11 protein-coding genes are annotated in these 13,818 nt (G+C 70.7%); 2 read left to right on the forward strand and 9 right to left on the reverse strand.

The genetic code is table 11. From position 1 onward, the window contains the following. The first annotated feature begins 1,434 nt into the window (after nucleotides 1-1,434). On the forward strand, nucleotides 1,435-2,532 hold the full coding sequence (locus O7617_RS12065; protein ID WP_348774192.1) for a hypothetical protein: 1,098 nt from the start codon (nucleotides 1,435-1,437) through the stop codon (nucleotides 2,530-2,532). A gap of 178 nt (nucleotides 2,533-2,710) precedes the next feature. On the opposite strand, the gene O7617_RS12070 is transcribed toward O7617_RS12065, so the two are convergent. The 3 genes from O7617_RS12070 to O7617_RS12080 all read right to left on the reverse strand — a co-directional run bounded on the left by O7617_RS12070 (nucleotide 2,711) and on the right by O7617_RS12080 (nucleotide 6,353). After that, nucleotides 2,711-3,829 (reverse strand): IS630 family transposase, encoded by a 1,119-nt coding sequence (locus tag O7617_RS12070; RefSeq protein ID WP_282258217.1) that lies wholly within the window; start codon nucleotides 3,827-3,829, stop codon nucleotides 2,711-2,713. A gap of 198 nt (nucleotides 3,830-4,027) precedes the next feature. Then, on the reverse strand, nucleotides 4,028-5,032 hold the full coding sequence (locus O7617_RS12075; protein ID WP_282263542.1) for a D-alanine--D-alanine ligase: 1,005 nt from the start codon (nucleotides 5,030-5,032) through the stop codon (nucleotides 4,028-4,030). 7 nt (nucleotides 5,033-5,039) lie between these two features. Then, nucleotides 5,040-6,353 carry a PLP-dependent aminotransferase family protein gene (locus O7617_RS12080; protein WP_282263543.1) on the reverse strand — a complete coding sequence of 438 codons (1,314 nt, stop codon included), beginning with the start codon at nucleotides 6,351-6,353 and terminating at the stop codon, nucleotides 5,040-5,042. 297 nt (nucleotides 6,354-6,650) lie between these two features. Between O7617_RS12080 and O7617_RS12085 the strand changes: the two genes are divergently transcribed. After that, on the forward strand, nucleotides 6,651-7,316 hold the full coding sequence (locus O7617_RS12085) for a GNAT family N-acetyltransferase (protein WP_088987047.1): 666 nt from the start codon (nucleotides 6,651-6,653) through the stop codon (nucleotides 7,314-7,316). A 12-nt stretch (nucleotides 7,317-7,328) separates the two neighbouring features. Here O7617_RS12085 and O7617_RS12090 read toward each other — a convergent pair whose 3' ends face one another. From O7617_RS12090 to O7617_RS12115, 6 genes are all read right to left on the reverse strand, one after another. Continuing rightward, complete coding sequence (locus O7617_RS12090) at nucleotides 7,329-8,492, reverse strand: N-acetylmuramoyl-L-alanine amidase (protein ID WP_282263546.1); 1,164 nt, start codon at nucleotides 8,490-8,492, stop codon at nucleotides 7,329-7,331. A gap of 158 nt (nucleotides 8,493-8,650) precedes the next feature. After that, a complete protein-coding gene (trxA, locus tag O7617_RS12095; RefSeq protein ID WP_088987049.1) occupies nucleotides 8,651-8,974 on the reverse strand; it encodes a thioredoxin in 324 nt (107 codons plus the stop codon). Between the two features lie 31 nt (nucleotides 8,975-9,005). After that, on the reverse strand, nucleotides 9,006-9,956 hold the full coding sequence (gene trxB / locus O7617_RS12100; protein ID WP_282263547.1) for a thioredoxin-disulfide reductase: 951 nt from the start codon (nucleotides 9,954-9,956) through the stop codon (nucleotides 9,006-9,008). A 183-nt stretch (nucleotides 9,957-10,139) separates the two neighbouring features. After that, nucleotides 10,140-11,150 carry a hypothetical protein gene (locus O7617_RS12105; protein ID WP_282263548.1) on the reverse strand — a complete coding sequence of 337 codons (1,011 nt, stop codon included), beginning with the start codon at nucleotides 11,148-11,150 and terminating at the stop codon, nucleotides 10,140-10,142. Further along, nucleotides 11,147-11,863 (reverse strand): RNA polymerase sigma factor SigM, encoded by a 717-nt coding sequence (gene sigM / locus O7617_RS12110; RefSeq protein WP_282263549.1) that lies wholly within the window; start codon nucleotides 11,861-11,863, stop codon nucleotides 11,147-11,149. The genes O7617_RS12105 and sigM overlap by 4 nt, the downstream gene beginning before the upstream one ends. A gap of 43 nt (nucleotides 11,864-11,906) precedes the next feature. Continuing rightward, on the reverse strand, nucleotides 11,907-13,517 hold the full coding sequence (locus O7617_RS12115; protein WP_282263550.1) for a protein kinase family protein: 1,611 nt from the start codon (nucleotides 13,515-13,517) through the stop codon (nucleotides 11,907-11,909). Nucleotides 13,518-13,818: the final 301 nt, after the last annotated feature.

Below are 13,818 nucleotides of genomic sequence, written 5' to 3' on the forward strand. Positions count from 1 at the left end.
GTGCCGGGCAGGCGGGCGTGCGGGGTGGCGAGGGTGCGCGGCTGCCAAGGCATGCAGTGTCGGAACCCCCGATGGGAGTGCCTGCGGGTGGCGCCCTAGCCGCAAGACCGATCCGCGTACTCTCGGCCGTGCTGCAGAGGGCCTACGAGTCGGGCGGGCCGAGGGCGGGCGTGCGGGGTTTTCGGTCGGGCGGCCTGCAGGCGGACTCCGCGCCACCTCTGCCCGGGAACGGCGGGGAACCGTTGGGTGCTGCCAGTTGCTTTCCGGTGCGTCAGGTGTGGCCGCTCCGGCTGATTGGCTGCGCTCGTTCGTCGGTACGGGTGATCGACTCGAGTTCGCTGAAGTAGGGGTATCCCGACGCCTTCGATACCCCTACTTCCGGGAAACCGTGTTGATCACCTCGGAGTGCCGCAGCACTCTCGTGGCCGGATCGCCCAGGAGCGCCGAAGCGGCTCGCCGTGCGGTCTGGTCGACCGCAGCCACCCTTGGCCGTTCTTGAGGCCGCAGCGGGCCACTCAGCGGCGCGCAAGCACACAATGAACCATCCCAAGGACTCACGTGCGTCGGCAGCCTCCGTTTCACGTGAAACAGCGCCCCCTGACTGCCAACCCACGCGGACAGAGTGCCGAGACTCCTCGCCCAACAGCATCGGCGGATCTGGCCGATGAGCGCGGCCGGGAACGCCGACTGCCCGGGCGTACGCGGCGACGCTTCTGGAGCGGCTCGACTCTGTGAAGGGAAGCGGATGTGCGGGACCGGCCCGCCGGTGGGCCCTCCACCTTCCGGGCTTCCGCCACGACGCGGATGTGCGGCGACCCACTCCCTAGGAAGACCGCGTCATCACCACAGACCCGTCAAGCACCACAGACCTATCTCACGGTGGTCGCAGTCGAAGCGCACAGTTCTGCGGGACGCCCCGGCCCTATGCGCCCCAGAGAGAGGCCACCAACGTCGGGAAGCTCCCACCGTCCCCAGCCCTGTGGAAAACATGCCGGGCACTGCGTCCGCAGGACCTCTACGTACCTTCCACCGACCGTCCGGACGATGATCGTTGGAGGGGTGCCGCCGGCGTTCGAAAATCTCCGCCAAGGCAAGGAGTACGCAGCACAGAGCCGTGCGGCGACCACTCGCCGCAGCCCACTTCGACGGTCCGCTGACAACGACCCACGGGCGGAAAAGTTATCCACACCGGTTTTCCACAGGCACGCGTTGTTTCACGTGAAACACCGCGTGGGAGCGGGTGTGGGCCTGTGGATGACGGCCTGTATTCGTGATCTCGGCAGCCTGTGGATACCGCTCGACCGGGAGGTCGGCGGCCCGACGTACCGGGCCTACGGCTGGTCCCGATCCGCTCTGTCGGGACCGGTCGTTCAGGTAGGGACACGGGTGCCAGACTCGGTTAGGGTCAGCGTCGTGCACGACACCCCTCCCTCAGTGCCGGACTTCACCCAGTGGCCGTCGTTCCCCTTCGAGGGTGACCTCTACGTGAAGCAACTCGATGACCCGGTCCCGGTCGAACCGCCTCGGAAAGGCGAAGGTCTCCGGGAATGCACAGCCTGCAGCGCGCCGGACGACGCCTACATCTGGGTGGGAGAGCGGTGGCGGGTTCGTGCCATGGACCGGCCGACCGGGCTGCCCATGGTGCTCATCCTGGAATCGCGAACTCACCTCGACCTGGGCGACCTTCCGAACCTTCTGGCTGCCGAGCTGGGTGTGATGACCGTCCGTCTGGAGAGGGCCATCCGGTCCCTCGACGGCGTGGCGCGTGTGCACGTCAACCGATGGGGCGACGGCTCAGCCCACCTGCACATGTGGTTCCTCGCCCGACCGTATGGCCGCCTTCAGTTGCGAGGCACCTTCCTGTCCCTGTGGGACTCGATCCTGCCGCCGATCTCCGAGACCCAGTGGCGGGAGAATCTGGCGCTCGTCGCCGCCTGGCTCGCCGAATTCGGTGGCCGCCCGCTCGCCGAGCCGCCCCGCATCCAGTGGCAGGCACCGTCCAGCCTGACGGCCCAATCGGCTGCTGCGGATGCCGCTGCTGTCGAGGCCGCTGCGGAAGCGGCTGCCTCGGTCATCGAGGCGGCGGAGGAGATACCCGAGCCGGCACCGGATCCGGCCGCCGACGTCGTCATGGCGGCCCAGGGCGCCAGCAGCCCAGCCCCCGACGCGGCAGCGCTGGGCGGGGACACTGAGGCCCGCGCCACCGGGCTCGGCGGGGACACCGAGGCCGACAGGACCGGGCTCGGCGGGGACACCGAGGCTGGCGCAGCCGCACTCCGCATCGATCAGGCGAGCCGATCCGATGCTCCGGGATCCACCGACAACGCCTCGGAGGGCGCGTCCTCCGACACACCGACGCCGACCACTCCAGCCTTCGGCAGCCCGACGTCGGGCATCCCGACGCCCCGCACATCAGCACCCGGAATCGCCGGCACGGTGGAAGCGCCAGTCAACGCACGCTCGGTCCTCGACGACCCGGATGAGACCCCGGATGACGGTGCCACCGACGACGCCATTGAGGGTCGCCGGTAACGGGGTCACCGCCAGGAAGGGGGAGCGTGCCCGCCCAGGAAGGCGGGCACGCGTGGCCGTGCGACGGCCCAGCGACCTCGACCGACCACAGAGCAGGCGACGGATCCGCGCCTGCACCGCCGAGCAGACCAGGCGGATCCGCGCCTAGTGCTCTGACCACAAACGTTGGCCGGGATGGTCATGCGGCTCGGCTGGCGGGTTGGCCCCAGCGGCGGTGTCGTTCGCTGCGGATGCGGGCGCGGTGGCGGCGTTGGGCGGCCATGACGTCGGGGTGGCGGGCGTTGGCGTTGCGCCAGCGCAGGTAGGCGTGCAGGCCGCGGGCCAGGACGGTGTGGTTGGGGTGGTCGGAGCCGGCGATAACGAAGGTGCGCAGCGGCCCGAAGTGCGCCTCGATCGGGTTGGCCCAGGAGGCGTAGGTCGGGGTGAAACACAACTCGACCTTGTTCCGGGCCGCCCACCGTCGGATCGCGAAGCCCTTATGGGCGGACAGGTTGTCCAAGATGATGTAGATCGGGGCGCCGTCAGGGCGGGCGGCCCGGATCGACTTGAGTGCGGCGAGGGTGTTCGCCGCCGATTTCTGGGTGCGGACCACACCCCAGAGGGTGTCGTCGCCGATCGAGTAGCAGCCGTGGAACTGCCGCACGCCGTGCAGCTTGTGGTAGTTCGCCGGGAGCCTGCGTGGGCGGCTTTTCGGCTGCCAGCCGACGCCACCGTGCGGGCGGATCGTCAGCGGCCCGAACTCATCGAACGCGAACGTGCGGTGCGGGAAGTGCTCAATCACATGCTCGATACGGGCCAGCTTCTGCTCCCGCTGGGGGTCCGTGGACTCCTTCCACGTCTTCGTGCGTTGGAAGGTGATCTGGTGGCGGCGCAGCACCTGCCGTAGCCGTTCCCGCCCGATGATCACCTTCCGATCGGGGTTGTCAGCGAGGTATTCGGCGAGCTTGCGCACGCTCCAGCAGGTGAACGGCCGTCCCAGCTTGGCGGGACGGGTGTTGGCCGTCGCGACGATGAACGCCTCGTCGTCGCTACTGATCCGGCGGGGACGGCCACCCGCCCACTGAGGGTCCAGGCTGGCCATCCCCATCTCGTTGAACCGGTGGATCACCTGCCGAACGGAGTCTTCGTCGGCCTGCACGAGCCGGGCAATGACCGGCACACTGTTGCCGCCAGCTGAGGCGAGCACGACCATCGCTCGGCGCAGCCGCACGACCGAGCCGGTGCCCCGACGCACCAGACGCTGCAGCCGTTGACCCTCTTGATCACTTAATCGACGTACCCGAACCGGCTCTGCCACCCCGACAGCCTGACGGCCTCACGCCGGCCCAGCCCTTCACTCAGGCCGGCGTGTCACCAACACCGCCAACGTTTGTGGTCAGAGCACTAGGCGGCGGAACCGATCAGGCGGTGGCGAACCGATCAGGCGGTGGCGAACCGATCAGGCCGTGGCGAACCGATCAGGCCGTGGCGAACCGATCAGGCCGTGGCGAACCGATCAGGCCGTGGCGAGGCGGGTCGCCGCGCGGCTGACCAGGGTGCCGAGGAGACGGCCGAAATCGAGCCCCGCCGCCTGCACGGCGAGTGGCAGCAGCGAGGTCTCGGTCATGCCCGGCGAGACGTTGACCTCCAGCACGTGTGGCTGCCCGGCCGCGTCCACGATCACGTCGACCCGCGAGAGATCCCGCAGTCCGAGTGCGGTGTGCGCGGCGAGAGCCACGTCGGCGACCGTGGCGGAGACCTCCGGGTCGAGCCGGGCCGGAGCGTGCCAGGTGGTGCGTCCGGCCGTGTAGCGGGCGGCGTAGTCGTACACACCGTTGCGCGGCACGATCTCCACCGGCGGCAGAGCCTGCGGACCGTCACCGAGGTCGACGACGGAGACCGCCACGTCCATGCCGGGCACGTACCTCTCCACCAGCGCGGTGGAGTCGTACGAGAAGCATCCGACCATCGCGGCGGGCAGCGCCGCGGCGTCCCGGACCACCGCGCCGCCGAGCCCGGAACCGCCCTGCGCCGGCTTCACCATCAGAGGTAGGCCGAGTCGGTCGACGATCCGGTCCAGTACGGCGACCGCCCCGAGTTCGGAGAAGCGATCGTGTGGGAGTGCCACCCAGTCCGGGGTGGGGATGCCGGCTTCGCGGAGCACCGCCTTGGCCGAGGGTTTGTCCCAGGCGAGTCGGGAGGCTCTGGCGTCGCAGCCGACGTACGGGATGTCGCAGAGGTCCAGGACTCCCCGCAGCGAGCCGTCCTCGCCGGTCGCGCCGTGCAGTGCGATCACCACGGCGTCCGGCGGATCTGCGGCGAGCGCCGGTAGCAGCGCCACGTCGGCGTCCCGCAACTCGGCTTCCAACCCGACGGCACGCAGTGCGTCGAGCACCCGACGGCCGGAGCGCAGTGACACGTCCCGCTCGTAGGAGAGCCCGCCCGCGAGCACCACGACGCGCAGGTCGGGCGGGGCTGCGGAATCAGTCACGAGGAGGCGCTCAGCGGCGGTCGTACCCATGCCGGCATCATGCCAAGTCGGGTCCTGGCGCGTCGGAGCCGGCCCGGCCGCGCCGGCTGGTGGCACCGCCCACGGCGCCGAAGACCCGGCGCATCGCCATCTCCTGCTCCATCACGCCGGACAGCCGACGGACGCCCTCGCGGATCCGCTCCGGCGGCGGGAAGCTGAAGTTGAGGCGCATCGCGCCGGTGCCGGTGCCGTCGGCGTAGAAGCCGGTGCCGGGCACGTAGGCGACCCGCGCGGCGATCGCTCGCGGCATCATGGCCTTGGAATCGAGCCCGTCGGGCAGGGTGGCCCACACGAAGAGACCGCCGGTCGGGGTGGTCCAGCTGGTGCCCTCGGGCATCAGGTCGGTCATCGCGTCGAGCAGGGCGTCCCGGCGTTCCCGGTAGACCTCGCGATAGACCTTGAGCTGCTGCCGCCAGGGCATCGTGCCCAGGTAGGTGGACACGGCCGCCTGGGCGTAGCCGCTGGGGCAGAGGATCTGCGCTTCGCTGGCGATGACCAGCTTGTCGCGGACCGCGTGCGGGGCGAGGATCCAACCGACCCGCAGCCCGGGGGCGAAGGTCTTGGAGAAGGTGCTGAGGTAGAACACACCATCCCGGCGGCGGGCCCGCAGGGGTGCCGGCGCCTCACCCTCGAAACCGAGCTGACCGTACGGGTCGTCCTCGACGACGAGCAGTCCGGCGCGTTCGCAGATGTCGAGCACCCGTTCCCGGCGCTCCTCGCTGAGCGTCACACCGGTCGGGTTCTGGTAGGTCGGGATCGTGTAGAGGAACTTCACCCGGCGTCCGGCCCGGGCGAGATCGGCGATGGCGGCTTCCAGCGCCTCGGGGACGAGGCCGTCCGCGTCCATCGGTACGTGCACGACCTGCGCCTGGGCGGCCTGGAACACGCCCAGCGCACCGACGTACGTCGGCCCTTCGGCGAGCACGACGTCACCCGGGTCGAGGAAGAGCCGGGCCACCAGGTCGAGCGCCTGCTGCCCGCCCACGGTGACCACCACGTCCTCCGGGGAGGCGCCACACGCGGCGTCGATGCCGGAGAGCGCCATCACCTCGCAGATCCGCTCGCGCAGCTCGAGTGTGCCCTGGCCGATGCCGTACTGAAGGGTGCTCACCCCGTGCTCGGAGCCGAGCCGACCGAGCATCTCGCCGACCGCGTCCAGCGGCAGCGCGGCGATGTAGGGAGCACCACCGGCGAGCGAGACGACCTCCGGGCGGCTGGCCACCGCGAACAGTGCTCGGATCTCCGAGGCGGTCATCCCGCGTACCCGCCGGGCGTACCGGTCGGTGTAGTCGTCGAGCGTCGTGCCGGTCATGACCTCACCTCGATCGCTGCTCGGGTGGCTCCCGCCCCGGGTACCCCACCCGCCGGTGACCATGGCGGCGCGGGGTGCCGATTGTCGATCCTAATCCTTCAGGGCCCGGCTGCCGGGGCGCCGAGACGGATCGACCACATGGCGGACCCTCCCTCGGCGTCCCCCGGTGAGGTGGGCATCTGCGCGTCCCCTCCCGGATCGCCGATCGGCGGCGTACGATCGCTCGTCGGGGGCAGGAAGGCGGCGCTGTCGTTCCATGCCGGTCTCACCACCGAGCCTATTGTGGGGATGCGCCATATGTCGCGACGTCTGGTCAGCCTGACCCTCGACACGTTGGAAGACCTGCCCAGCCCGTGCCGGCAGTGCGTCTACTGGGAGCTCGACCCGGTCTCCGCCGACCGGGCCTGCGCCGCTGGTGATCCGGGCCTGGAGAAGGAGGCGTGGGTCTCCCAGACCCTGTTGGAGTGGGGCTCCTGCGGCAAGCTCGCCTACGTCGACGGCATGCCGGCCGGTTTCGTGATGTACGCCCCGCCCGCCTACGTGCCCCGCTCGATGGCGTTCCCGACGTCACCGGTCTCCGCCGACGCGGCACTGCTGATGACGGCCAACGTGGTCGCCGCGTTCGCCGGTGGCGGGCTGGGCCGGATGCTGGTGCAGGGCGTCGCCCGGGACCTGACCAAGCGGGGGATCAAGGCCATCGAGGCGTTCGGTGACGCCAAGTTCGGTGACGCCGACGATCCGTCGGGTGGCTGTGTGGCACCTGTCGACTTCTTCCTGTCGGTGGGGTTCAAGACGGTACGTCCGCACCCGCGTTTCCCCCGGCTGCGTCTCGAGTTGCGCACCGCGCTGAGCTGGAAGTCCGACGTCGAGTACGCGCTGGAGAAGCTGCTCGGCTCGATGAGTCCGGAGACCCTGCTCCGGCCGGTTCGTCCCGCCCCGGCGACCCGTTCCACCAACGGCTGAGCCGGGCGACGATCAGTCGACCACCGTGCCGGCGGTCACGACCGCCCGCAGCTCACTGACGTCCAGCGAGCCGGTCGGGACGTCCCGTTCGATCGGGTAGTACATCCGCTGCACCGCAGCCACGATCGCCTCCACCACCCGGTCCCGGAACCGCGGGTCGACCAGTTGGGCGCGGTCCGTGGGTGAGGTGAGGTAGCCGACCTCGACCCGGACGGCGGGCATCCGGGTCAGTCGTAGCAGCTCCCAGGTCTTGGCGTGGGTACGGCAGTCCCGCAGCCCGGTCCGTGCGACGATCTCCCGCTGCACGAGACCGGCCAGGCGTTCACCGGTCGCCGAGGTCACCCCGTTGTCGGTGCCGTAGTGGTACGTCGCGACGCCCTCCGCGTCCGGGTTGGCGTGGCCGTCCAGGTGCAGTGAGATGAACACGTCGGCACCGAGTGAGTTGGCCAGCAGAGCCCTCTCGGTGTCCGGTAGGCAGCTGTCCGGTGCCGGCCCCCTGGTGAGCTGCACCCGCACCCCGGACGCGGCGAGTCGTCCCTCCAGCCGGCTGGCGAGGTCGTGCACCAGGTCCGCCTCGGTCCAGCGAAGCGACCCGTCGGGCACCACCATCCCGGGGTCGGTGCCCCCGTGCCCGGGGTCGATGACCACCGTCTTGCCGACCAGCGCGGGCCCGGACTGCCGGATCGCGTCGGACTCGCGGAGCCACTGCGGGCGGCCACCGACCACCTTGCGGCCGATCCGGCGTAGCGCGTTCATCGTGTGTGGGCCGCAGGCGCCGTCGGGGGTGAGCCCTACCTCGCGCTGGAACTGGGCCACCGCGCGGGCGGTCCGGATGCCGTAGATGGAGTCCGCCCGGCCCACGTCGTACCCCATTTCCAGGAGCCGTTCCTGGAGCGATCGGACGTCCTCGCCGGTGAGCGGCTCGGGGACGGCGTGGTAGAGGGTGCGGGCGCCGAGCCGCCACCGGGCGGCGTCCAGGGCGCGCCAGGTCTCCGCACCGACCCGGCCGTCCACGCTGAGCCCACGGGACTGCTGGAAGGCGCGGACCGCCCGCTCGGTGTCGAGGTCGAACTCGTCGGCGTGCGTTCCGGCGGCGGCGAGGATGTCGAGGCTGAGAAGGATGGTACGGATCTCCGTGACCGCTGGTCCCCGGTCACCGGGTCGGATCGGACGCACGCACGACCCCCTCTGCACGACGCTGGCTGGCCGGGCGGCCTCGCTTGAGGCTATGCGCTCCGGGGCGGCGAGGTGGCGGGGCCAGGAAAAACAGCCCGGGGAACGCCGAACCCCGCACCCGGCGAGCGGGTACGGGGTTCGGTTGGTGCTCCTGCCGGTCAGAGGGCCGACTGGATGAGCCGGACCAGCTCGCCCTTCGGCTTGGCGCCGGCGATCGACTGCACCGGCTGGCCGTTCTTGAAGACGGTGAGCGTCGGCACCGACATCACCCGGTAGGCCCGTGCGGTCTCCGGGTTCTCGTCGATGTTGAGCTTGACGATGGTGACCTGGTCACCCATCTCGCCGGCGATCTCCTCGAGCAGCGGCGACACCTTGCGGCAGGGGCCGCACCACTCGGCCCAGAAGTCCACCAGAACCGGCTTGTCGGCCTGCAGCACGTCGGCGACGAAGCTCTTGTCCGTTACCGCCTTGGTATTTCCCACTATGCCCCTCCTCCGGGATGTGTTCCTTGGTTCAGCCGAGCGTCGCGATGAACCGTTCAGCGTCGAGCGCGGCGGCACAACCGGTGCCGGCCGCGGTGATCGCCTGACGGTAGGTGTGGTCGACCACGTCGCCGGCGGCGAACACGCCGGGCACGTTGGTGCGGGTGCTGGGAGCCTGGACCTTGACGTAACCCTCGTCGTCCAGCTCGACCTGGTCGCGGAACAGCTCACTGCGCGGGTCGTGACCGATGGCCACGAAGACGCCGGTCACGTCCATCACCTTGGTCTCGCCGGTGTGCACGTTGCGGACCCGTACGCCGGTGACCTTGCCGTCGTCGCCGAGGATCTCCTCGACGGTGCTGTTCCACTCGACCTTGATCTTCTCGTTGCTCAGCGCCCGGTCGGCCATGATCTTGCTGGCCCGGAACGAGTCGCGGCGGTGGATGATCGTGACCGAGTCGGCGAAGCGGGTGAGGAAGGTGGCCTCCTCCATCGCCGAGTCACCTCCGCCGACGACCACGATGTGCTGGTTACGGAAGAAGAAGCCGTCACAGGTGGCGCACGCGGACACGCCGTGACCCAGGTATTCCTGCTCACCGGGCACGCCCAGCGGACGCCAGGCCGAACCGGTGGAGAGGATGACGGACTTGGCCCGGTAGGCGGTCTCGCCGACCCAGACGGTGCTCACCGCGCCGGAGCCGACGTCGCCGGTGTCCACCAGCTCGACCCGGGTCACGTCGTCGGTGAGGAACTCGGCACCGAACCGCTCGGCCTGCTTGCGCATGTTGTCCATCAGCTCCGGGCCGAGGATGCCGTCGGCGAAGCCGGGAAAGTTTTCCACCTCGGTCGTGGTCATCAGGGCACCACCGGACTGCACGCCCTCAATGATCAGCGGCTTCAGGTTGGCGCGCGAGGCGTAGACCGCCGCCGTGTAGCCAGCCGGCCCGGAGCCGATGATGATCAGGTTGCGGACCTCGTCCACTGCCGTCTCCCGAGTTGTGTGTGTTCGGCTTCGGCGCGAGCACCGATGCCGATCCGAGTCGCCGACGCCTGGGTGGGGCCGGCAGCTGACTTCCAGAACGTCATCGTACGAACCGGGGATTCCCGAGCCGGGCATCCGGTGGGTCAGGTCACGTGGGCGGCCATCGCGCCATCGACCGTGGATTCACCCTACCCGCGACGAATACCGGCTGTCCGAGCCGGACCCGGGCACGCCGCACTCCGGACCACTCACCCAGGCCCACCGGGCCCCGGTCGCGTCGGTGAAACGGATGACCAGCGCCGGCTCGCCCTGGAACCGGGCGTAGTCCAGCAGCTCGACCACCAGCGGGCCGTTGCCGTGCTCCGCCGCCACGCTGGCCAGGCAGGTCGTCAACGCGGCCTCGTCGGTCAGCCGGGTCAGTTGCTCCGACCCGTCGGGCGAGGGACGGCGGCCGCCCTCGGCGTCCACCTCCGGCGCCGTTCCAGGCGCGGTTCCGGTCGCTCGGCTGGGAGTCGGCGCACGCTGCCTACCGACGCCCTGGTCGTTGCCGAGGATCTGCGGGGTGTAATCCGTACCGCTGCGCAGTGTCGGCCCGGTGGTGCGGGCCGCGTCGGCCCCCGCGGGGTCTGCGGGCGCGTTGGCCGGCCGGTCGAGGGCGCTGGTGCCGCTGGTGTCCTGTGAGGCGCTCCTGGAGAGTTGGGTGAGGCCGAGCGCGACAGCTACGACGGCGACCGCGCCGGCGGCCACCGGTCCGCCGCGGCGGACCCATTCGCGCCACCGCCGACCAGGCCCGGTGGATGCACGACGCCCCGACCTGGCCATCGTGGGGGTGACCGGGCGGCGGCCGCCCTGGGCCGGTACGACAGCTCGCGTCGCCGGGTCGCCGCCCGTGCCGGCCTCGTGCCCGGTGTGCTCCGGCACCGGGTCGCCGGATGTCGGCTCTGCGACGGACAGCGCGGCGGAGATGCGGTCGACGATCGCCCGCGGCATCTCCGGTGCCGGCTCGGCCCAGCGGGCCAGGCTCGCGCTGACCTCAGTCAACGCGGGTGCCAGCTGCGCGTACGCCTCGACCCAGGCCGGGTCCGTGGACACCAGTCGGGCGACTTCCTCCTGCTGCGGGGTGCCGTCCAACGCCCCGCCGAGGTAGTCAGCGAGGAGGTCGGCGTCGACCTCCCGGAACCCCTCGGTCGTCACGTGTCCTCCTGGTTGGCGTCCCGCCGGAACCGGCTCGACCTCGATCCGACGCCCTGTGCCGGGCCCGGGTTCCCCGGCGTGACGCCCGGCACGTCTCGGATCGGGCGGGCCGGATCCGCTCGGGGCGGGGGCGCGGCGGCCACGGTGGGGCGCAGGTGCCCGAGCATCACCGCCAGTCGGGCCCGACCCCGGGCACACCGGCTCTTCACCGTCCCCTCGGCGACGCCGAGGATGCGGGCGACCTCGGCGACCGCGTAGCCCTGGACGTCCACCAACACCAGCGCCGCTCGCTGTTCGAGGGGCAGTGCGGCGAGCGCCTCACGGACCACCAGCGCGGTGTCGTGGTCCGGGGCCGCGGCGGCCGGCTCGGGCCCGCCGACACCTGAGCCGTCCTCGGTACGGTTGCCGTCCGGCAGCGGCACGGTGGGGTGTGCCTGCCGGCGGCGGATCCGGTCCAGACAGGCGTTCACCACGATGCGGTGCAGCCAGGTCGTGACGGCCGAGTCGCCCCGGAACCGGCCCGCGGCCCGGTGCGCGGACAGCAGCGCGTCCTGCAGAGCGTCGGCTGCCTCCTCGCGGTCACCGAGGGTTCGCAGGGCGACGGCCCAGAGCCGGTCGCGGTGCCGGCGGAACAACTCGGCGAAGGCGTGCGGGTCACCGTCGACATGAGCACGCAGTAGCTCCAGGTCGGTGGCTGTCGCGTGCTCGTCCATCACCATGTCCAGCGGTTGCGGTGCCCGGACGACAGTGCCGGGTTCACGACCCCTGGACCGTGATCTCCTGCACCCCCAGCTTGAAACCACCCTCGGACGGTGGCAGTTCGGTGATCCAGAACAGCAGGTACTGGTATTTCTTGTCGGCGTCGAAGCCGTTGAACGCCATGGTGGCGCCGTCGTGGTCCTCGAAGGGTTGCCCGATGAGGTCCGTGTAGTTGGCGACCAACTGCTTGTCGCCACTCGAGTTCGACGGCGGATTGGTCGTGCCGGACATGAGCTGGGCGGACGCGCCCGGTGCGGAGAGCACGGCCTGCACCGACTTGACGCTGTGCGGCTCGCCGAGGTCGAGCCAGACCCCCATGCCCTTCTTCAGGTTGCCGAAGTTGGGCCGGCCCTGGTACGTCTCGGTCTCCCAGCCCTTGTCCTCGTCACCGTCGATGACCTTCTCGGCCCCGCCGACCTCGCTGCGGTCCTTGCTGTCCGGGTCGATGATCCGGACATCCTTCACCACTAGCGGGCGCACCTGGTTCGCGGCCGGTGTGGCATCGCCGGCCGGTGCGCTGGACGTGGGAGCGGGAGGCTGGTTGGCCTGCGGGTCCTTGTCGCCGTCGTCGCCCAGGGTGCTGATCCCGATCAGGAGACCGACCAGGGCGACCACCAGCAGACCGGCGATGCCCAGGGCGACCTTGCGACCTCCGGCAGCGGCCAGCGGCGACGGCTCGTCGCCGGTTTCGGCGGCGAACCGCAGCGGCCCGCTGTTGTCGAGGTAGTGCTCCTCCTCGGCCGGCACGTCGAGTCGGGCCAACTCGGCGGCGAGCACGTCGGAGGACGGCGGAGCGATCTGCGCGTCGAGCAGATCCATCGTCAGGTCGTCCAGGTAAGCGGGCACGCCCGCACGGACCTGGCGGGGCGCCGCGAGGGCACCCGTGGCGTCCCGAACGGCGTCCGGGATGGCGGCGCGGCCGTGACCGGCGGTGGCGCCCCGCAGCGGTGCCTCGGCGTGCGGCCAGTAACCGGTCAGGGCGAAGTAGAGGACGCCGCCCACCGCCCGGATGTCGTTCTCCTGGCTGTCGTCGCCGTCGGTGCGGGCGTCCGCCAGGACGACTCGGCCCTCGTCACTGATCATGACGGTGCCGGGGTGCACGTTTCCGTGCACCATGCCGGTGGCGTGCACCGCGGCGAGAGCGCTGGCGACGGCGTTGCCGATCGCGGTGGCCCGGGCCGGGTCCAGGGGGCCTTCGGCGGTGAGGTCCCGCAGGGACTGCCCGTCGACCCACTCGCGCACCACGTACGCCCGGTCGGCCTCGTCGATCGCGTCGTAGACGCCGACCAGGTTCGGGTGGATGACCCGGCTGGCCGCGACGGCGGCCTGAAGCATCTCGGTGGCGGAGTCGCCACCCGGGTAGCGCAGCACCACCGCGACGGGACGGCGCAGGATGACGTCGACCCCACGCCAGACCAGCCGACCCGCGCTGTCGTTGTTGATGTGCTCAACCAGCTCGTACCGCTCGGCGAGGACTTCACCGGCCGTGGGAGCACCGAAGGTCATGACCGGAGGAGCGCTTTCGTCCGCCTCCTGACCCTCGCCGACCTGGGTCACCCGTCCTCCCTCGGTGATCGTGTCGATCGATGGACCCGCACTGCTGGGCATGTGGCTTCCCGCTCTGCCGTTGAAGGAACCGGCCGACCGGTTTCGACGCGCAGCGTCGGCCCCTGCCGTACCCGTCGAGAGCGACCTTACCCGGGTTGCCCGTCTCCCCGACATGTCATCTTCCCGCCGCACCTGGCGGGTGCCCGGCAGTCGGAGAACTCGTCCGGTTACGACCGTTGTCAGCCACGTTGCTGGCACATGTACTAGCTAATCTACGGCTTCACCGCAAGTGACCGACGTCGGGGCTGGGCTGGTGGGACGCTCCCAACAACCGACGGGTTCCCACCGATCGGCCTGCCAC

The sequence above is a fragment of the Micromonospora sp. WMMD1155 genome (assembly GCF_029581275.1).
GTDB lineage: Bacteria > Actinomycetota > Actinomycetes > Mycobacteriales > Micromonosporaceae > Micromonospora.